Here is a 20,141-nt window from a genome sequence, read left to right on the forward strand (position 1 = left end):
ACCCTGAAAAGGATAATGTTGTTATGACCGCTTCCGTTGTGGAGAACGAACTGGATATTCGCGGCCTCTGCTGCACCTTGTGGCGCGGCAAGCGCTGGATCATTGGCCTGGCGCTGCTCTTTGCGTTGCTGGCATGGGTAGCCTCGTTACTGATGAAGCAAGTGTGGAGTGCGACGGCGATTACCGATCGACCCACTATCAATATGCTGGGAAATTACTATGCGCAGCAGCAGTTTCTTCACGGCCTGGCGCTGCGTAACAACGCGGTAAACCTCGCCGTGCCGCAGCCTGACGTTATGGATGAGGTATATCAGGAGTTTACCATGCAGCTGGCGTCATGGGATACGCGGCGGGAGTTCTGGCTGCAAACAGACTATTACAAAAGCCGGCAAAGCGGCAACGCCCGTAACGATGCCGCGGCGCTGGATGAACTGATCACGAATATTACTTTTACGCCCGCCGACAGCGCGCATAACACCCGTGACAGTATCAGGCTGGAAGCCGAAACCGCCAACAATGCCAATAACCTGCTGCGCCAGTATATCGCTTTTGCCAGCGAACGCGCGGCACGCCATCTGAATGCGGAATTGCAGGGGGCCTGGCAGGCTTACCAGGAGCAGCTGCAGGCGCAGATAAAACGCCAGGAGAGTGTCGCCCGGGCGGTATTCGAACGCCAGCGCCACCGTCTTGAGCAGGCGTTGAAAATTGCCAGCCAGCCGGAGATCAGCGAAAATCAGACGCCGGTAACGAGCGAAACGCTGCCCGATTCGGAGCTGTTTCTGCTCGGACGCTCCCGTTTACAGGCGCAGCTGGATGCGCTGCAGGCTGGCGGACCCAGCTATGATATAAGTTATGATCAAAACAGGGCGATGCTGACGACACTGCAGGCGGGTCCGGACGTGAACCGTAAGTTCCAGACATATCGTTATCTGCGTACGCCGGAAGAGCCGGTCAGGCGTGACAGCCCACGGCGTCTGTTCTTGATGATGATGTGGGGGGCGACCGGAGCCCTGGTCGGCGCTGGCGTTGCGCTGATACGCCGCCCGCGTCTGAAATTACAGCAGCATCATTAAGAGAAGCCGTGTGAAAGTTCTGACAGTTTTTGGTACCCGACCTGAGGCGATAAAAATGGCGCCGCTGGTAAAGGCGCTGGCACAGGATGCTGATTTTGAATCGCGTCTTTGCGTGACCGCCCAGCATCGGGAAATGCTTGATCAGGTACTGCAGCTGTTTCATCTGCAGCCCGATTACGATCTCAATATTATGCGCCCGGAGCAGGGGCTGACGGAGATTACCTGCCGGATTTTGCAGGGCCTGAAAACCGTACTGTCCGATTTTAATCCCGATATGGTGCTGGTGCATGGCGACACCACCACCACGCTGGCGGCCAGTCTGGCGGCCTTTTATCATCGGGTGCCGGTAGGCCATGTTGAAGCGGGCTTACGCACCGGCGATCTCTACTCGCCCTGGCCGGAAGAGGCTAACCGTAAATTAACCGGTCATCTGGCTACCTTTCATTTTACGCCGACCGAGACCTCACGCCGCAATCTGCTGCGGGAAAACCTGCCTGACGCGCGTATTTTTGTTACCGGCAATACGGTGATCGATGCGCTGCTCTGGGTACGCGATCGGGTCGTAGGTGATACTGAGCTGAACGCGCGTCTTGCCGCGCGTTACCCCTTTCTCGACACCAGCAAGAAGCTGATTCTGGTCACCGGTCATCGCCGCGAAAGCTTTGGCGATGGCTTTGAACGTATCTGTAGCGCGCTGGCGCAGATTGCGCGTCAGCATCCACAGGTACAGATTGTCTATCCGGTACACCTCAATCCCAACGTCAGCGAGCCGGTAAAACGCATCCTCAGCGATATCGACAATATCTTCCTGATCGAGCCGCAGGAGTATCTGCCTTTTGTCTGGCTGATGAACCGTGCCTGGCTGATTCTCACCGATTCCGGCGGCATTCAGGAGGAGGCGCCCTCGCTGGGCAAACCGGTGCTGGTGATGCGTGAAACCACCGAGCGGCCGGAAGCGGTCGAAGCGGGAACGGTCAGGCTGGTAGGGACCGACGTCCATAAAATTGTGGCTGAAGTGAGCCATCTGCTGCGGGACAACGCGGCATGGCAAGCGATGAGCCATGCACATAATCCCTATGGCGACGGCCAGGCCTGCAGGCGCATCCTGCAGGCTTTAAAAAGCAACAGGGTCTATTTATGAGTTTTGAAACCATCTCCGTCATTGGACTGGGTTACATTGGGCTGCCGACCGCAGCCGTTTTTGCCTCAAAGGGAAAAAAAGTCGTGGGGGTGGATATTAATGCCCGCGCGGTGGAGATCATCAATCGTGGCGAAATCCATATTATTGAGCCGGACCTGGATGAAGTGGTACGCGCGGCGGTGAACACAGGCTGCCTGCGGGCAACCACCACGCCAGAACCCGCAGATGCGTTTGTAATCGCGGTACCCACGCCCTTTATCGGCGATCATCAGCCCGATCTCAGTTTTGTACGCGCCGCCGCAGAATCGATCGCCCCCGTGCTGAAAAAAGGCGATCTGGTTATTCTGGAATCTACCTCGCCGCCGGGCAGCACGGAACAGCTGGCAGCATGGCTGGCAGCGATGCGTCCCGATCTGCGTTTTCCACTGCAGCCAGGCGACAGCGATGTGGCTGTCGCTTACTGTCCTGAACGCGTCCTGCCCGGTCAGGTGATGGTGGAGCTGATAAAAAACGATCGTGTGATTGGCGGCCTGACGCCCGCCTGTTCAGCACGCGCCAGCGCGCTCTATCGTATTTTTCTGCAGGGCGAATGTGTGGAAACCAATGCCCGCACTGCGGAGATGTGTAAGCTGACGGAAAACAGCTTCCGCGACGTGAATATCGCTTTTGCCAATGAGCTGTCGCTGATCTGCGCCGCACAGGGCATCAACGTCTGGGAGCTGATCGCGCTGGCAAACCGTCATCCGCGCGTCAATATTCTGCAGCCGGGCCCCGGCGTTGGTGGGCACTGTATCGCAGTCGACCCCTGGTTTATCGTGGCGCAAAACCCGGAACAGGCGCGCCTGATCCGCACGGCGCGCGAAGTGAATGACAGCAAACCTGGCTGGGTGCTGGAGCAGGTGAAAAGCGCGCTGGCGGACTGCCTTACCCACAGCGGGAAACGCGCCAGCGATATTACCATCGCCTGTTTCGGCCTGGCGTTTAAAGCCAATATCGACGATCTACGTGAAAGCCCGGCGATGGAAGTGGCGCACCTGATCGCCAGCTGGCACAGCGGCAAAACCTGGGTAGTGGAACCGCACGTGCAGCAGATTCCGGCCCGGCTGGCTAACGAGGCGCAACTGGTTCCGCTGCAACAGGCGCTGCAGCAGGCTGACCTGCTGGTGATGCTGGTGGATCATCAGGCCTTCCGCGCCATCGACGCCGGAAGTGTGACCCAGCCGTGGATCGTAGATACCAAAGGGGTCTGGCGATGAAGCAGTTTTTAATTACCGGCGGCGCCGGGTTTATTGGCTCAGCGCTGGTGCGTTTTCTGATTAATGAAACGCCGCACCGCGTAGTGGTGGTCGATAAGCTCAGTTATGCCGGTAACCTGAACTCGCTCACCAGCGTGGCCGATAATTCCCGCTTTGCTTTTGAACAGATCGATATCTGTGATCGCCCGGCACTCGACCGCGTGCTGGCGCGTTATCAGCCCGACTGCATTATGCACCTGGCGGCGGAGAGCCATGTGGATCGCTCCATTGACGGTCCGCTGGCCTTTGTCGAAACCAATATTGTCGGCACTTATCATTTGCTGGAAGCGGCGCGCCACTACTGGAACGCGCTGGCCGCGGCGCGCAAAAGCGCCTTTCTTTTTCATCATATCTCCACCGATGAAGTGTTTGGCGACCTGGAGAACAGCACGGCGTTTTTTACTGAAACCACCCCTTACGCGCCAAGCAGTCCTTACGCTGCCACCAAAGCGGGAAGCGACCATCTGGTGCGCGCCTGGCTGCGTACCTACGGTCTGCCGGTGATCGTAACCAACTGTTCTAACAACTACGGTCCTTATCATTTTCCCGAAAAACTGATCCCGTTAATGATCATCAACGCCCTGAGCGGCAAGCCGTTGCCGGTCTATGGTGCAGGCGCTCAGATTCGTGACTGGCTTTTTGTCGAAGATCACGCCCGCGCGCTCTATACCGTGGTGAGTCACGGCAAAGTGGGTGAAACTTATAATATTGGCGGCCATAACGAACGTCGCAATATTGAGGTGGTAGAAACCTTGTGCGCGCTGCTGGAGGAACTGGCCCCGGAGCGTAAAGTGGTGGGCTTACGTCACTATCGCGATCTGATTACCTTTGTTACCGATCGACCCGGACACGATCAGCGTTATGCCATCGATGCCGGCAAAATTGCGCGCGAGCTGGGCTGGCGTCCGCGTGAAACCTTTGAAAGCGGCATCCGCAAAACTGTGCAGTGGTATCTCGATAATCGCGCCTGGTGGCAGGCGATCATGGACGGCAGTTACCGTGGTGAACGTCTCGGATTGTCTTCGACCACGCAACAGCCGGGGAGCGAAGCATGAAAGGTATCCTGCTGGCGGGAGGTTCCGGAACACGTCTGCACCCCATCACGCGCGGCATCTCCAAGCAGTTGTTGCCGGTGTATGACAAGCCGATGATCTACTATCCGTTATCAGTGCTGATGCTGGCCGGGATCCGTGAGGTGTTGATTATCACCACGCCAGAGGATCAACCTTACTTTGTCCGGCTGCTGGGGGACGGCAGCGAGTTTGGCCTGCAACTCTCCTGGGCGGTGCAGCCCAGCCCGGATGGACTGGCACAGGCGTTTCTTATTGGCGAATCTTTTATTGGTCAGGATCCCTGCTGTCTGGTGCTGGGCGACAATATCTACTTTGGCCAGGGATTCAGCCCGAAGCTGAAAAAAGTGGCGGCGAAAAACCAGGGCGCCACGGTGTTCGGCTATCAGGTGATGGATCCGGAGCGCTTTGGCGTGGTGGAGTTTGATGACAACTTCAATGCGCTCTCCATCGAGGAGAAACCGCGCCAGCCCAAATCGCGCTGGGCGGTCACCGGCCTCTATTTTTATGATAATCAGGTGGTTGAGTTTGCGAAACAGGTGAAACCCTCGGTGCGGGGCGAGCTGGAGATCACCTCTATCAATCAGATGTATCTTGAGCGCGGGGAGTTGTCCGTTGAGCTGCTGGGGCGCGGTTTCGCCTGGCTGGATACCGGCACTCACGACAGCCTGATTGAAGCCAGTATGTTTGTGCAAACGGTGGAAAAGCGTCAGGGCTTTAAAATCGCCTGTCTGGAGGAGATTGCCTGGCGCAACGGCTGGCTGAGCGACGAGCAGCTTTACGCGGCGGCGCAGGCCTTAACCAAAACCGGCTACGGCCAGTATCTGCTGGATTTATTACATGTCCATCCACGTCAATATTAATCCGCTCCCCTGGGAGAGTGATTTTTTTGGCCTGTGCACGGCACGCGTCGGATTTGAAGGGACGCAGCCGCTGGATACAGAAGCGATGCGCCCCTGGGCGCTGCTGCAGGCGAAAGTGCCGTCAGAGCGTGTGGAGATTATCGATGCGCTGAGCGAGCACGGTTTTCAGCTGGTAGAAGGGGAAGCGGATCTCTCCTTAAATATCAAGCGAACCGAGCGGCAGACCGGCGTCCGTATCGCGCGTGAGGCGCAGATTCCCGCTCTGCGCGCGGCGGCGGCACAGGCCTTTACCCGCAGTCGTTTTCGCGCTCCCTGGTTTCCCAGCGGCGCAAGCAGTGATTTTTATGCGCAATGGATTGAAAATGCTGTGCGCGGCACCTTTGACGATCAGTGCCTGATCGCGGTGGATGACGCCGGAACGCTGCAGGGCTTTGTCTCACTGCGCGAAACTGATGGCGATGCGCGTATCGGTTTGCTCGCCGTTCTGCCGCAGTCACAGGGCAACGGCGTAGGGCAGCGGTTAATGCTGGCCGCCGCCGACTGGGGACGCGTCAGACAGCTGAACCGGCTGCGGGTGGCGACGCAGCTCAGTAATCTTGCGGCCATGCGCCTCTATTTACGCAGCGGTGCCCGACTGGAAAGCACCGCGTACTGGTTTTACAGGAAAGGTGATGATTCCATTTAATGCTCCCCCGATCACAGGCAGCGAAATCGAGTACATGCAGTCAGCGATGAACAGCGGCAAGCTGTGCGGTGACGGCGGCTTTACCCGCCGCTGTCAGCAATGGATGGAACAGCGCTTTGGCAGTAAAAAAGTGCTGCTCACGCCCTCCTGCACCGCCTCGCTGGAGATGGCCGCCCTGCTGATTGATATCCAGCCCGGTGATGAAGTGATCATGCCGAGCTACACCTTTGTCTCCACCGCCAACGCCTTTGTGCTACGCGGGGCGACCATCGTTTTTGTCGACGTGCGGCCCGACACGCTGAATATTGATGAGACGCGTATTGAAGCGGCGATTAGCGCGAAAACCCGCGCCATTGTGCCGGTACACTATGCCGGTGTGGCCTGTGAAATGGACACCATCATGGCGCTGGCGCAGAAATATCAGCTGTATGTGATTGAAGATGCCGCGCAGGGGGTAATGGCGACCTACAAAGGACGCGCGCTGGGCAGTATTGGTCATATTGGCTGCTTCAGCTTCCATGAAACCAAAAACTACACGGCGGGGGGCGAGGGCGGCGCCACGCTAATTAATGATGACCACATGGTAGAACGTGCCGAGATCATCCGCGAAAAAGGCACAAACCGCAGTCAGTTCTTCCGTGGTCAGGTGGACAAATACACCTGGCGCGATTTAGGCTCCAGCTATCTGATGTCCGATTTGCAGGCTGCCTGGCTCTGGGCGCAGCTGGAAGCGGCGGAAAGCATCAATCAACAGCGTTTACGCCTCTGGCAGCGCTACTATGAGGCGCTGCAGCCGCTGGCGGCCAGCGGGCGCATCGAGCTGCCGTATATCCCGGCCAGCTGCCAGCACAACGCGCATATGTTTTATATCAAACTGCGGGATAATGAGGATCGCAGCGCGCTGATCGCCTGGATGAAAGAGGCGGAAATTTTAACTGTCTTCCATTACATTCCGTTGCACTCTTCACCTGCCGGTCAGCGTTTTGGCCGCTTTGAGGGCGAAGATAATTTCACCACGCGGGAAAGTGAACGCCTGCTGCGTCTGCCGCTGTTCTACAACCTGTCAGACAATAATCAAAACACCGTGATCAGTTCTCTGTTGAGCTTCTTCTCCTGATGTCACTGGCAAAAGCGTCGGTGTGGACGGCGACTTCCACACTGGTGAAAATTATTGCCGGGCTGCTGGTGGTCAAGCTGCTGGCGCTCAGCTTTGGCCCGGAAGGGGTCGGCCAGGCGGGCAACTTCCGTCAGCTGATCACCGTACTCGGCGTGCTGGCTGGCGCCGGTATTTTCAATGGTGTGACAAAATACGTTGCGCAATATCAGCATGAGCCGGCGCAGCTGCGTGCGGTGACCGGAACCGCTTCGGTCATGGTGCTCGGCTTCTCGCTGATGCTGGCACTGCTGTTTCTGCTGGCGGCAGGTCCCATAAGCGTGGCGCTGTTTGGTCACGATCGCTATCAGCATGTAATCCGTATTGTCGCCTTTTTGCAGCTGGGCATCGCCTGGGCGAATTTGCTGCTGTCACTGCTGAAAGGCTTTCGCGACGCGCGCAGCAATGCGCTGGCGCTGATTATCGGCAGTGTGCTGGGAGTGATGGGCTATCTGCTGTGCTGGCTGACTGGCGGCTATGCCGGGGCGCTGGTGGGCCTGGCGCTGGTGCCTGCGCTGGTGGTGATCCCGGCCTTCAGCCTGTTAAAGCGGCGTGTGGCGCTGCCGATCGCCTGGCTGCGACCGCAATGGCATCCGGCGCTGATGCGCCGCCTGGCTAAATTTACCCTGATGGCGCTGATCACCGCAGTCACGCTGCCGGTAGCCTGGGTGATGATGCGTAATCTGCTGGCTGAACAGTATGGCTGGCAGCAGGTGGGCTTATGGCAGGGCGTAACTACGCTTTCTGACGCCTGGCTGCAGTTTATTACCGCCACCTTTAGCGTCTGGCTGTTGCCCACGCTGGCGCGTCTGCAGAGCAAAAAAGAGATCGCGCACGAAATCTGGCGTGCGCTGCGCTTTGTTATCCCGGCGGTGGTGACCGTCAGCCTCGCTATCTGGCTGCTGCGCGATGTCGCTATCTGGCTGCTGTTCTCCGCTGAATTCCATGGGATGCGCGATCTTTTTGTCTGGCAGCTGAGCGGCGACATTTTTAAAGTGGGCGCTTATGTGTTTGGCTATCTGGTGATCGCGAAAGCCTCGCTGCGTTTCTACATTGTGGCGGAGGTCAGCCAGTTTATACTTCTGACACTTTTTTCGCGCTGGCTGATCCCCCTGCACGGCGCTACCGGCGCGGTGCAGGCGTATATGGCCACCTATATGATCTGGTTTGCGCTCTGTTGCGGTGCATTCATTTTCTATTGCTGGAAAAAATGACGTTAATTCATGTTTTGGGATCGGATATCCCCCATCACAACCAGACCGTGCTGCGCTTTTTTAATGATGTTTTAAGTCGCGAGCAGCCTGTGGCTTATCCCCGTCGCTTTATGGTGGTGGCACAGGATGCGCAGGCGTTTGCCGGTTTTGACGCGCTGGAGATTGAGCGGTTTGCCAGCAAAAAAGCGCTGGCGCAGGCGATGATGGCCCGCGCGGCCAACCATCAGCAGCGTTTTTTCTGTCATGGACAGTTCAATCCTTATCTCTGGCTGGCGCTGCTGAGCGGTAAAATCAGACGCTCCCAGATCTTTTGGCACGTCTGGGGAGCGGATCTCTATGAGGATGCGCGGGGCCTGAAATTCCGGCTATTTTATCTGCTGCGTCGCCTGGCGCAGGGGCGGGTGGCCCATCTGTTTGCTACCCGCGGCGATATCCATCACTATCAGCAACGTCATGCCAGCGTGCCCTGTTCATTGCTCTACTTTCCGACCCGTATACCGGAAAGCGCGCCGGCATCCTTATCTGGTGGAGAACCCTTTACCATTCTGCTGGGAAATTCAGGCGATGCCAGCAACCGGCATATCCAGGCACTGGAAGCGATTCATGCGCAGTTTGGCGATCAGGTGCGCATTGAGGTGCCGCTGGGTTATCCGCCAGATAACGAGGCGTACATTGCCCGGGTGGCTGAAGCCGCAGAGCGCCTGTTTCCGGCGGGCAATGTACATCTTATCCGGGAAAAACTCGCTTTCCCCGATTTTCTGCAGCTGATCGCCCGTTGCCAGTTAGGCTATTTTCTCTTTGCAAGGCAGCAGGGGATAGGTACGCTCTGTCTGCTTATCCAGGCCAATATCCCTTTTGTGCTTAACCGGAAAAATCCGTTCTGGCGCGATCTCAGCGAGCAGCAGCTGCCGGTACTGTTCAGCGATGAGCTGCTGAATGAACAGCTCATTGCTGAAGCACGTCGCCAACTGGCGCAGTGTGATAAAGCAGCCATCGCCTTTTTTGCACCGGCGTATCTGGCGGGCTGGAAAGCTGCCTTAACGCTCAGCGAAAGGGAGGCAATATGAACCTGATGCAGTTCAGCGGTCTGCTGACGGTCTATCTGCTGTCACTCGGCTTTGTGCTGACCCTGACCTGGCGCGAGTTCCGCCGGGTACGCTTCAACTTTCATCTGTTTTTTTCACTCTTGTTTTTACTGACTTTTTATTTTGGTTTTCCTCTGACCAGTATTCTGGTGTTCCGATTTGATATGGCGGTCGTGCCCGCAGGTTATTTGCTGCAGGCGCTGCTGGCGGCCACCGCCTTTTACGCCATCTATTATGTCAGTTATAAAATACGTCTGAAGCCTGCCACGGCACCGCCCGGCAGAGCGCTGTTCAGCCTGAACCGGGTAGAGACGCATCTGAGCTGGCTGCTGCTGGCGCTGGTGGCGCTGAGCACTGTAACCCTCTTCTTTTTGCATAACGGCTTTCTGCTGTTCCGCCTGAGCGCCTATAACCAGATTTTCTCCAGTGAAGTGTCTGGCGTGGCACTCAAACGCTTCTTCTACTTCTTTATTCCGGCGATGCTGGTGATCTATTTCCTGCGGCCCACGCAGCGTAACTGGATCCTGTTTTTGCTGGTCACGGTAGGATTTGGGCTGCTGACCTATGCGCTGGTGGGCGGTACGCGCGCCAATATCATTATCGCCTTTGCGCTGTTTCTGTTTATTGGCATTACGCGTGGCTGGATCACCTTGTGGATGCTGGCCGGTGCCGGGGCGATGGCGATTGTTGGCATGTTCTGGCTGGCGTTGCGGCGCTATAACCTGGACGTGGCGGGTGACGAAGCGTTTTACACCTTCCTCTATCTGACGCGCGATACCTTTTCTCCGTGGGAAAATCTGGCGCTGCTGCTGCAGCACTATGACAACATCAGGTTTCAGGGGCTGGCACCGCTGTGGCGCGATTTTTACGTGTTTATTCCCGGCTGGCTGTGGCCGGATCGGCCTTCCGCAGTGCTGAACAGCGCTAACTACTTTACCTGGGAGGTACTGGGCAACCATTCGGGGCTGGCGATCTCGCCCACGCTGATTGGTTCGCTGGTGGTGATGGGCGGCGTGTGGTTCCTGCCGCTGGGCGCGGTCGCGGTCGGTATGATTATTAAATGGTTTGACTGGCTCTATGCGCGTGGGTGCCAGGAGAGTAACCCTTATAAAGCGGCTATTCTGCAGAGCTTCTGCTTCGGGGCGGTATTTAATATGATCGTGCTGGTGCGTGAAGGGCTGGATGCGTTCGGATCGCGCGTGGTGTTCTTCTGCATTATTTTTAGCGCCTGTATCGTGATGGCAAAATTGCTTTACTGGTTACTGGATCACGCCGGGCTGATTCGTCGGCGTGAGGTTCAGACGTTACAGCGCTCAACCTGAGCCATCTGCCACAACAGGAAGATAAAAACAGCTTATGACAAGGCAACCCGATGCGCCGCAGTATCAGATTCGCGGTGTGACGCTGTACGGTTTCGATCGAATGGCATCGTTTCTTGATTTTCTTTTTGCTGACGGAAAAGTGCGTTGCGGTACGCTGGTGGCAATCAATGCGGAGAAGATGCTGACGGCCGAAACCGACAGCGATCTGCGGGTGCTGCTGCAGCAGGCAGAATTTAAATACCCTGACGGCATCAGCATTGTCCGTTCCATCCGCAAAAAATATCCCGCTGCGCAGGTAAGCCGCATTGCCGGCGCTGACCTCTGGGAAGCGCTGATGGAGCGCGCCGGGCGCGAGGGCACGCCGGTGTTTCTGATTGGCGGGCGGCAGCCGGTTCTGGATGAAACCTGCGATAAATTGCGGTGTCAGTGGAACGTCAATATTGTCGGCAGCCAGGATGGTTATTTCGCGCCGACAGAGCGCGATGCGTTGCTGGCGCGCGTGGCGGCCAGCGGCGCACAGATCGTTACCGTGGCCCTGGGCTCGCCGCGTCAGGAAATCCTGATGCGTGATTGTCGCCAGGTCTGGCCGCAGGCGCTCTATATGGGCGTCGGCGGTACCTACGACGTGTTCACCGGTCATGTCAGACGAGCGCCTGAAATCTGGCAGCAGCTGGGGCTGGAGTGGCTTTACCGGCTTATTATGCAGCCGAGTCGCTGGCGCAGGCAGCTAAAACTGCTGAGATATTTGCGCTACCACTGGCGCGGCGATCTCTGATATCGCTGATTTTTGCGGCAATTCTTACCCGGTTGTGCAGAAATAGTGAGCGGGAAGCCGGGATAACGCACAAAGCGTAATCAAACGCGTTTTTTTGTGAAAAAAGCACTGGACAGCATCACGGCAAATCCGTAGTATGCCCATCCGCAACGGCGCTACGCGCCCGTAGCTCAGCTGGATAGAGCGCTGCCCTCCGGAGGCAGAGGTCTCAGGTTCGAATCCTGTCGGGCGCGCCATTTAGTTTGTGCGCAAGAGCTGCGGTGGTTAGATTACCGCGTTAGTAAAAGAATTATGGTGGCTATAGCTCAGTTGGTAGAGCCCTGGATTGTGATTCCAGTTGTCGTGGGTTCGAGTCCCATTAGCCACCCCAGATTTTGCTGGGATACGCGAAGGTGGCGGAATTGGTAGACGCGCTAGCTTCAGGTGTTAGTGTTCTTACGGACGTGAGGGTTCAAGTCCCTCTCTTCGCACCAGGCAAAATAAGCAGTAAGAAAGATTAAAATCGGCGAGTAGCGCAGCTTGGTAGCGCAACTGGTTTGGGACCAGTGGGTCGGAGGTTCGAATCCTCTCTCGCCGACCATCTTTTCACCTCGCATTTGCGAGGTTTTTTGTTTTCTGCGTCCTGAAAATGGCGACGCTCCCCGGTATTGCCTGTCGCTGTTTTACGACATCTATCCTGCTGATTCCTTTCTGCTTTCTTTTTGCTGGTTTTATCCGTCTCTGGTTAACGACATTTTTGCCAATGACCGTGACAAAACGGCAGGGGAAATTGCCCGCTGCGTTCTTTTATTATTTGTTTAATCTCAGGATTTTTAAAGAGAGTTCAGATAACTGCCATTCTGGCATGGATTATGCAATAATTTCTGCTGTAGATGCTCATTCCACTTCTTATGTCTGCTGATGCTGCATAAACCCGGGAATGATGCAGAGCCAATTTGTGGTACCTGTTGTCCGCCCCGCCTGTATCGCTTCTGTCTTACAGGAACTACGGACACTACGTTGAGTCGGGTACCAAATCGGTTGTCTGACCGACCTGATCTTTCACCTGCCTCTGGCAGGTGTTTTTTTATCAGTCATCAGGCAAAAAAAAGCCGGGCATCAGCCCGGCGTGTACAAAAAACTGGCATCAGCTGCCGCTGTTGTTCTTCAGCGTCAGCAATAAGCCTTCACGACGCATTTTGGCAGCTTCCTCCGGGCGATGCAGGCGGTCACAGGCATCCGCCAGCCAGGCATAATCAAAGGCATCGGGACGCTGTGCCAGCGCCTGGTTAAACGCCTCTGCAGCCTGCTGCCATTCACCATGACGCATCAGCAACTGACCCAGCGTACTCTGCAACAGCGGCGTGGCGCCGTGCTGTTTAATCTGCTGGCGCAGCGCTTTTTCCAGCGCTTCCGGATTACCGCTTTTAATCCGCGGCATCAGTAACACCAGACGCTCGTCGTAGTGACGTTTTAACCCGTCCAGCACGATTTCCTGTGCGGTATCGTGATCGTCACACTCAATCAGGTGATCCGCCATGGCGACCTGCAGCGCCGTTTCCTGACGCGTTTTACGGCTCAGGTTATGCCACCAGCGCTTCAGTCCTTCGCTGCCCTGTTCGGCCATGGCCTGATTCATTAAGCCCAGCCAGGCCTGCTGCTGCAGCGCGGCGCGATGTTCTTCATCACCCACCTGCGATTTCTGCATGGCAGGAAGAATATCCAGCAGCGCTCCCCAGGCACCGGTGCGCACATAGGCCTGTTCAGCCAGACGCAGCACTTCCGGATGACGCGGCGCTACTTCCAGCAGGCGATCAATGCCGCTGCGGGCAGCGTGATCTTCATTACGCGCCAGCTGAATACGCACGCGAGTAATTTCCACCGGGATGCGATCGTTTTCTGACAGCTCCGCAGCGCGTTCCAGATGCTGATTGGCGCGAATTTCATCGCCGCGCTGCTGTGCGGCTTCCGCGGCCAGCAGATAATTGGCGACCGGTTGCTCGGCGTGGTCAGCATTTTTTGACAGTAATTTCTCGACCTGTCGGTAATCGCCTTCCGCCAGTTTCATTAACGCACTTTGCGTCTGGCGGTGGGCGCGACGACGTTTACGGCCCACAAACCAGCCGCGCGTACGTGCGCCGGTGTGAAACAGGCGACGCAGCAGCCACTCCACCACGAAAATTACGATCAGGCTAAGGATAAGGATAATCGCCAGGCCAGTGACGCTGGTTTCAATGTTCCAGTTGTCGGTCTGAATCAGCACATAGCCCTGATGTCCGGCGATCATCGGCCCAATCACGATCCCGGCAATCAGCAGCAGGAAGAGTATCAATACTTTTAACATACTTACTCTCCCTGCGGGTTAGCCGGAACCGATGGCTGTGCCAACAGGTTGCGTACGCGCGTCTGCATCAGTTTGTCCAGCAGCGGCTGGCTTTCCAGGGATTCTGGCATCTCCATCGAAACGCTCTGCTGGCTCAGCTCGTCCAGCTGGGCGAGAAACGCTTTGGTGGCCGCATCGTTGGTGTCATACCAGGCGCGGATCCAGGCCGACACGGTATCGACTGATTGTTTATAGATCTCATCCTGATGGCGCGGCACCGCCTGCGCAGCGATCAGCAGGCGCGAGCGGATGTTTTCACGCAGATAGACGTCCTGATTGGGGGCCAGCAGCGGCTGCGCTGTATTATCGCGGCGGCGGACGGTAATAAAATCATCCATAAAGTTATGCCAGCTTTTTACCAGATTCTGTCGCCACTCCCGCAGTGAACTGGAGAGTTCGCCGCCGTCGTTATCCATCGGCGCGTCATCGCTGTCGTTGTCCGCCAGGCGCAGGTTATCAACGCCGTTCGACAGCTGATCCAGCTTGAGGATGATGCCGTCATAGTCAATCTGGCTCACTGCTGAGAGGTTGCTGATATCGGTGGTCAGCGCACGGCGCACATTGGTGACGCTGGGATCGTTCATGTCCGCCAGGCTGGCGTCTGCGCTTTTCAGCAGCGCGGCGGCAGTGGTCACATCCTGCTCGCTCCAGAGCTTGCGTCCCGCCAGCTTAACCAGATAATCCGCCTGTGCCAGCAGCCAGGTGCGGGCATCATTACCGGAAATGGTAGCGACTTTTTCACGCAGCTTTTCCAGCTCGCGTTCGGTCGCTTCCTGCTGATTGCGTGCTTCCTGCAGCGCGCCATTGGCGCTGGCTAACTGCTGGCCCAACTGCTGTTTATCGTTGCTGGCTTGTTGTTGCAGGCTGGCGAGCTGCTCACTCAGCTGTTGCGTTGTTTGCGCCTGTAAATCGGCCTGATGTTTCCCGTAGAAGTATAAGCCCGCTCCCATCGCCAGTGCGATCACAATCGCCACCGCACCCAGCACCGCACCGCTATTATTGCGATTGCGCGGCGGCTCAGACGCTGGCGTCGTGGTGTTATCTACCGCAGGGGTGGTTTCTTCAACCATGGCGGAGGACGTTTTTTGTTCCGTCATTGTGGCACATCCCGTAATGTAAGTTCAGAGTAACGCGCGCAGCAGCGCATCGTTATCGGCTCCATCGGCTACCTGAATATGTCGCCAGCCAAGTTCACTGGCCAGCGTAGCCAAACGTTCACTGACAACCAGCAGCCGACAGTGGAGTAACCATTCCTCGCGATCGATGGCGGGGAACAGCGAGAACAGCTGTTGTAACATTTCACCGCTGGTTACCACCAGCGTGGTGATCCCACGATCGCGCCAGCGACGGCCTTCTTCTGCGCCGTCATACGCTTTATTGCAGCGCTGGTAGCATTCACAGAATTCCACCTCAGCACCACGCTGGCGCAGCGTCTCCGCCAGCAGTTCACGCCCGCCATTGCCCCGCAGGATCAGCGCGCGCTTGCCCGCCACTTTCTGGAGTCGGTTGATGCGGATCAGTTCGTCGCTGGTTTCCTGGGCATGCGGGTAATCTACCTCCAGGCCGCTGACGGTATGCAGAGCTAAAGCGGTGGCGCGACCAATAGCATAATAGTCTACGTCATCCGGCCACGCCGTGCCGCTGCGTTGCAGCACCGGCTGCGCATAATGAATCGCCTGCTGCGACAGCAGGAAAACCAGATCGCCAGGGCTTAACGCGGCCAGCTTGTGCGGTAACGCATCCAGATCGCGGCCCGGCGTGAACTCAATCAGCGGCAGGCTCCACGCAAGCTGACCACGCGTCTGCAGACGCGTCACCAGTTCGCTGGCAGCGGGGTCCGGACGGGTCACCAGAATGGTCATACCGGCGGGTTTCCCTGATAAACATCACGCAGGATGTCACGGGCGCCACGATCCAGCAGCTCTTCCGCCAGCGAAATGCCCATCTGCTCCGCCTGGTCACGCGGTCCACGACGTTCGCCGCTGACCACCGTGCTGCCATCCGGTGAACCCACCAGACCACGCAGCCAGAGTTCGCCTTCTTCCAGCACCGCAAAACTGCCGATCGGCACCTGACACCCCCCTTCCAGGCGGGTATTCATGGCGCGTTCCGCCGTTACGCAGGTAGCGGTATCCTCATCATTTAACGCCTGCAGCAGTGTGATCAGCTGATGGTCATCCAGACGGCACTCAATCCCGACAGCACCCTGACCCACGGCAGGCAGGGAGAGCTCAGCGGGCAGGGCAAGACGGATGCGATCTTCCAGGCCGAGGCGCTTCAGACCGGCTGCGGCAAGAATAATGGCGTCATAATCGCCCGCGTCGAGCTTCGCCAGTCGGGTGCCGACGTTACCGCGCAGCGAGCGAATAACCAGATCCGGACGGCGCGCGTTCAGCTGGCACTGACGACGCAAGCTGGAGGTGCCGACGACCGCACCGGGCGGTAGCGCATCAATAGCGTCGTAGCGATTAGACACAAAGGCGTCACGCGGATCCTCGCGTTCACAGATGGTAACCAGACCGAGGCCGTCAGGGAAATCGACGGGCACATCTTTCATGGAATGCACGGCCATGTCGGCGCGGTTTTCCAGCATCGCCAGTTCCAGTTCCTTGACGAACAAACCTTTGCCGCCGACTTTCGCCAGCGGGGTATCGAGGATAACATCACCTTTCGTCACCATCGGTACCAGCTCTACGCGCAGGCCAGGGTGGGCTGCCATCAGGCGCTGCTGTACATATTCTGCCTGCCATAAGGCGAGCGGACTTTGTCTTGTAGCAATTCTGAAAATTTTGTCTAACATTCTGTTAACCGTTTAGATCGTTCATAGAATATCCTATCATTGATACGGGAAGGCTGTCAGTTTCAACGGATTGAAAATGGCCGGGTGAGCATACTGGCGTTGCTTCAGCGTCGGCTCATTTTGTCTGCCAGCCCAAAAAGACGGAGCGACAAGAGGAATGTGCTAAACTGTTAAGTAGCGCAACTTTCTTTACGGTCAATCTGTCAGGTGTTAGATTGATCACGTTTCCAGCAATAATCTGCCAGAAACCTTTATTATAAGCGGCAGATTTCGGAAACAGGGTGCTTAAACACTGGGACAATCAGGCGAAACGTCTTGTACCTCTACATAGAGACACTGAAACAGAGACTGGATGCCATCAACCAGCTGCGCGTTGATCGTGCGCTGGCCGCTATGGGACCTGCTTTCCAGCACGTCTACAGTCTGCTGCCGACCTTATTACATTATCATCATCCGCTGATGCCAGGTTACCTTGAGGGTAACGTTCCACATGGCATCAGCTTCTTCACGCCCGAAGAAAGCCAGCTGCAGCTGCTGGCCAATCTGGCCGGTCAACAGACCCTAACGCTGCCGCCGACGTCGCAGGGGGAGATGCCGATTACCGGTATCTACTCGATGGGTAGTACCTCCTCGGTGGGACAAAACAGCGTGTCGGATCTCGATATCTGGGTCTGTCACCAGTCGTGGCTGGATAACGAAGAACGCCTGAGCCTGCAGCGTAAATGTACGCAGTTGCAGAAATGGTGCGTGTCGATGGGCGTGGAAGTCAGCTTCTTCCTGATCGATGAAAACCGCTTCCGTCATAATGAAAGCGGCAGTCTGGGGGGAGAGGATTGCGGATCAACCCAACATATCCTGCTGCTGGATGAGTTTTACCGTACCGCTGTGCGTATGGCGGGCAAACGCATCCTGTGGAATATGGTGCCGGGCGAAGAGGAGCATCACTACGACGATTACGTGATGTCGCTCTATGCGCAGGGTGTCCTGACGCCTAACGAGTGGCTCGATCTGGGCGGGCTGGGCACGTTGTCGGCGGAGGAGTACTTCGGTGCCAGCCTGTGGCAGCTCTATAAAAGTATCGACTCACCCTATAAAGCGGTGCTGAAAACCCTGCTGCTGGAAGCCTACAGCTGGGAGTATCCCCATACCCAACTGCTGGCGATGGATATCAAGCAGCGTCTGCACGATGGCGAAATTGTCAGCTTTGGGCTGGATCCCTACTGCATGATGCTGGAGCGCGTGACGCACTATCTGACCAGCGTGGACGATCAGCCACGTCTCGATCTGGTGCGCCGCTGCTTCTACCTGAAAGTGTGTGAAAAGCTGACCAACGAGGAGCAGCATCACCGTTCTGGCTGGCGACGTGAAATCCTCTCCCAGCTGGTGAAAGAGTGGGGCTGGGACGAAGCGAAACTGGCAGTGCTGGATAACCGTGCCGAGTGGAAAATCGAGCGCGTGCGTGAAGCGCACAACGAATTGCTTGATGCCATGATGCAGAGCTATCGCAACCTGATCCGTTTTGCCCGCCGCAACAATTTAAGCGTCAGCGCCAGCCCGCAGGATATTGGCGTGCTGACCCGTAAACTGTATGCCGCCTTTGAAGCCCTGCCGGGGAAAGTCACCCTGGTGAATCCGCAGATCTCGCCCGATCTCTCGGAAGAGAACCTGACGTTTATTCATGTGCCGGCGGGCCGCGCCAACCGGGCAGGCTGGTATCTCTACAACCAGGCACCGGACATGGACTCCATCATCAGCCATCAGCCGCTGGAGTATAACCGTTACCTGAACAAGCTGGTGGCCTGGGCCTGGTTTAACGGACTGCTGACGGCGAAAACCCGGCTGCATATCAAAGGCAACGAGGTGTGCGATCTGGCGCGTCTGCAGGAGCTGGTGAATGATGTATCGCACCATTTTCCGCTGCGCCTGCCTGCGCCGACGCCAAAAGCGCTCTACAGTCCGTGTGAAATTCGCCATCTGGCGATCATTGTTAACCTGGAATATGACCCCACCGCGGCGTTTCGCAATCAGGTGGTGCACTTTGACTTCCGTAAGCTGGATGTCTTCAGCTTTGGTCAGCAGCAGCAGTGCCTGGTGGGCAGCATCGATCTGCTTTATCGCAACTCGTGGAACGAAGTGCGTACGCTGCATTTCAACGGCGAGCAGGCGATGATTGAAGCGCTGAAAACCATTCTGGGCAAAATGCATCAGGATGCCGCGCCGCCCGATAACGTCGAGGTGTTCTGCTACAGTCAGCATCTGCGCGGGCTGATCCGCACCCGTGTGCAGCAGCTGGTTTCTGAATGTATTGAGCTGCGTCTCTCCAGCACGCGTCTGGAGCCGGGCCGGTTCAAAGCGCTGCGCGTCTCGGGACAGACCTGGGGGCTGTTCTTTGAGCGCATGAGCGTCTCGGTGCAGAAGCTGGAAAATGCCGTCGAGTTTTATGGCGCCATTTCCAACAACAAGCTGCACGGGCTGTCGATCAAAGTTGAGTCAAACCAGACGCCGCTGCCGCCGGTTGTGAACGGCTACGCCAGCGAAGGCATCATCCAGTTCTTCTTTGAAGATACCCATGACGATCGCGGTTTCAATATCTATATCCTGGATGAAACCAACCGGGTTGAGATCTATCACCACTGCGAAGGCAGCAAAGAGGAGCTGGTGCGTGACGTCAGCCGTTTTTACTCCTCCTCACACGATCGCTTTACCTACGGCTCCAGCTTTATCAACTTTAACCTGCCGCAGTTCTATCAGATTGTGAACGTCGGCGATCGTTTTCAGGTTATCCCGTTCCGCAGTCAGACACTGACGCAACTGTGTACGACGCAGTCAGATAACGATAACCTCAACGGCGATTATCAGCCGCGCTACCAGATGCATTGATGGCATGACGGGTGCGTTCAGCACCCGCTTGCGCTTTCCCTTTTCTCCGGTGAGTGCCGCAGGCTTCACGCTATTTGCAGGCATTTCCTGTTGCTTTTCCAACTTCAACTGCGATGATAAGCAACCGGGTAAAGGACATTAATGAGCAGACAAAATGAAGAGAGTGATTTGCCAGCTAAGCCTTGTGCTGGTGTTAGCGAGCCTGGCAGGATGTGGATTAAAAGGACCGCTTTACTTCCCGCCCCAGGATCAGCCGCAACAGAAAAACAACCAGACCGCCGCTGAAAGCCCTGACGCCACGGCCCCGGCGTCTGATAATCACACCAGCGACACGGCCACCTCGTCTGAGGCTGATGTCGATAAGCTGATTCAGACCGAACCGACCAGACAGGCGAACTAACTTTCCATGGCGTATCATCCGGC

Annotated in this window: 17 protein-coding genes and 4 tRNA genes; 17 read left to right on the forward strand and 4 right to left on the reverse strand. The window is 56.7% G+C overall.

Going from position 1 to position 20,141, the window contains the following annotated elements; translation table 11 throughout:
• Nucleotides 1-23 precede the first annotated feature (23 nt).
• From wzzE to E0E17_RS07915, 15 genes are all read left to right on the forward strand, one after another.
• Nucleotides 24-1,073 carry an ECA polysaccharide chain length modulation protein gene (wzzE, locus tag E0E17_RS07845; protein WP_130833127.1) on the forward strand — a complete coding sequence of 350 codons (1,050 nt, stop codon included), beginning with the start codon at nucleotides 24-26 and terminating at the stop codon, nucleotides 1,071-1,073.
• 10 nt (nucleotides 1,074-1,083) lie between these two features.
• Nucleotides 1,084-2,214 carry a non-hydrolyzing UDP-N-acetylglucosamine 2-epimerase gene (gene wecB, locus E0E17_RS07850; RefSeq protein ID WP_130833129.1) on the forward strand — a complete coding sequence of 377 codons (1,131 nt, stop codon included), beginning with the start codon at nucleotides 1,084-1,086 and terminating at the stop codon, nucleotides 2,212-2,214.
• The gene (gene wecC, locus E0E17_RS07855) at nucleotides 2,211-3,470 is read left to right on the forward strand and encodes a UDP-N-acetyl-D-mannosamine dehydrogenase (RefSeq protein WP_130833131.1); all 1,260 of its coding nucleotides are present in this window, start codon (nucleotides 2,211-2,213) and stop codon (nucleotides 3,468-3,470) included. Before wecB ends, wecC begins: the two co-directional genes overlap by 4 nt.
• Entirely contained in the window at nucleotides 3,467-4,564 is a 1,098-nt protein-coding gene (rfbB, locus tag E0E17_RS07860; RefSeq protein WP_130833133.1) for a dTDP-glucose 4,6-dehydratase, read from the forward strand. The genes wecC and rfbB overlap by 4 nt, the downstream gene beginning before the upstream one ends.
• Complete coding sequence (gene rfbA, locus E0E17_RS07865; RefSeq protein WP_130833135.1) at nucleotides 4,561-5,442, forward strand: glucose-1-phosphate thymidylyltransferase RfbA; 882 nt, start codon at nucleotides 4,561-4,563, stop codon at nucleotides 5,440-5,442. Before rfbB ends, rfbA begins: the two co-directional genes overlap by 4 nt.
• The gene (gene rffC, locus E0E17_RS07870) at nucleotides 5,420-6,127 is read left to right on the forward strand and encodes a dTDP-4-amino-4,6-dideoxy-D-galactose acyltransferase (protein WP_130833138.1); all 708 of its coding nucleotides are present in this window, start codon (nucleotides 5,420-5,422) and stop codon (nucleotides 6,125-6,127) included. The genes rfbA and rffC overlap by 23 nt, the downstream gene beginning before the upstream one ends.
• Nucleotides 6,114-7,244, forward strand: a complete 1,131-nt coding sequence (gene rffA / locus E0E17_RS07875; RefSeq protein WP_130833140.1) for a dTDP-4-amino-4,6-dideoxygalactose transaminase — start codon at nucleotides 6,114-6,116, stop codon at nucleotides 7,242-7,244. Before rffC ends, rffA begins: the two co-directional genes overlap by 14 nt.
• Entirely contained in the window at nucleotides 7,244-8,494 is a 1,251-nt protein-coding gene (gene wzxE / locus E0E17_RS07880; protein ID WP_130833142.1) for a lipid III flippase WzxE, read from the forward strand. Before rffA ends, wzxE begins: the two co-directional genes overlap by 1 nt.
• Nucleotides 8,491-9,561: a TDP-N-acetylfucosamine:lipid II N-acetylfucosaminyltransferase gene (gene wecF / locus E0E17_RS07885; RefSeq protein ID WP_130833144.1), complete on the forward strand. Its 1,071-nt coding sequence runs from the start codon at nucleotides 8,491-8,493 to the stop codon at nucleotides 9,559-9,561. The genes wzxE and wecF overlap by 4 nt, the downstream gene beginning before the upstream one ends.
• Nucleotides 9,558-10,901, forward strand: a complete 1,344-nt coding sequence (gene wzyE, locus E0E17_RS07890; RefSeq protein ID WP_130833146.1) for an ECA oligosaccharide polymerase — start codon at nucleotides 9,558-9,560, stop codon at nucleotides 10,899-10,901. The genes wecF and wzyE overlap by 4 nt, the downstream gene beginning before the upstream one ends.
• Before the next feature lie 34 nt (nucleotides 10,902-10,935).
• Nucleotides 10,936-11,676, forward strand: coding sequence for a lipopolysaccharide N-acetylmannosaminouronosyltransferase (gene wecG / locus E0E17_RS07895; RefSeq protein ID WP_130833148.1), 741 nt, complete (start codon nucleotides 10,936-10,938; stop codon nucleotides 11,674-11,676).
• A gap of 159 nt (nucleotides 11,677-11,835) precedes the next feature.
• A tRNA-Arg gene (locus E0E17_RS07900) sits at nucleotides 11,836-11,912 on the forward strand.
• A gap of 58 nt (nucleotides 11,913-11,970) precedes the next feature.
• A tRNA-His gene (locus E0E17_RS07905) sits at nucleotides 11,971-12,046 on the forward strand.
• Between the two features lie 16 nt (nucleotides 12,047-12,062).
• Nucleotides 12,063-12,149, forward strand: a tRNA-Leu gene (locus E0E17_RS07910).
• Between the two features lie 30 nt (nucleotides 12,150-12,179).
• Nucleotides 12,180-12,256 (forward strand) — tRNA-Pro (locus E0E17_RS07915).
• 546 nt (nucleotides 12,257-12,802) lie between these two features.
• On the opposite strand, the gene hemY is transcribed toward E0E17_RS07915, so the two are convergent.
• The 4 genes from hemY to hemC are packed head-to-tail and all read right to left on the reverse strand — an operon-like array spanning nucleotide 12,803 to nucleotide 16,838.
• Entirely contained in the window at nucleotides 12,803-13,999 is a 1,197-nt protein-coding gene (gene hemY / locus E0E17_RS07920) for a protoheme IX biogenesis protein HemY (protein ID WP_130833150.1), read from the reverse strand.
• Between the two features lie 2 nt (nucleotides 14,000-14,001).
• Nucleotides 14,002-15,135 (reverse strand): uroporphyrinogen-III C-methyltransferase, encoded by a 1,134-nt coding sequence (gene hemX, locus E0E17_RS07925; protein WP_130833152.1) that lies wholly within the window; start codon nucleotides 15,133-15,135, stop codon nucleotides 14,002-14,004.
• A gap of 24 nt (nucleotides 15,136-15,159) precedes the next feature.
• Nucleotides 15,160-15,900, reverse strand: coding sequence for a uroporphyrinogen-III synthase (gene hemD / locus E0E17_RS07930; protein ID WP_130833154.1), 741 nt, complete (start codon nucleotides 15,898-15,900; stop codon nucleotides 15,160-15,162).
• A complete protein-coding gene (gene hemC / locus E0E17_RS07935; protein WP_130833156.1) occupies nucleotides 15,897-16,838 on the reverse strand; it encodes a hydroxymethylbilane synthase in 942 nt (313 codons plus the stop codon). Before hemC ends, hemD begins: the two co-directional genes overlap by 4 nt.
• Nucleotides 16,839-17,153: 315 nt before the next feature.
• Here hemC and E0E17_RS07940 point away from each other — a divergent pair, with 315 nt between their 5' ends.
• Both E0E17_RS07940 and lptM read left to right on the forward strand, forming a co-directional pair.
• Nucleotides 17,154-19,718, forward strand: a complete 2,565-nt coding sequence (locus E0E17_RS07940; RefSeq protein WP_130833158.1) for a class I adenylate cyclase — start codon at nucleotides 17,154-17,156, stop codon at nucleotides 19,716-19,718.
• A gap of 154 nt (nucleotides 19,719-19,872) precedes the next feature.
• A complete protein-coding gene (lptM, locus tag E0E17_RS07945) occupies nucleotides 19,873-20,118 on the forward strand; it encodes an LPS translocon maturation chaperone LptM (RefSeq protein WP_130833160.1) in 246 nt (81 codons plus the stop codon).
• Nucleotides 20,119-20,141: the final 23 nt, after the last annotated feature.

The sequence above is a fragment of the [Erwinia] mediterraneensis genome, from assembly GCF_900604315.1.
Lineage (GTDB): Bacteria > Pseudomonadota > Gammaproteobacteria > Enterobacterales > Enterobacteriaceae > Pantoea > Pantoea mediterraneensis_A.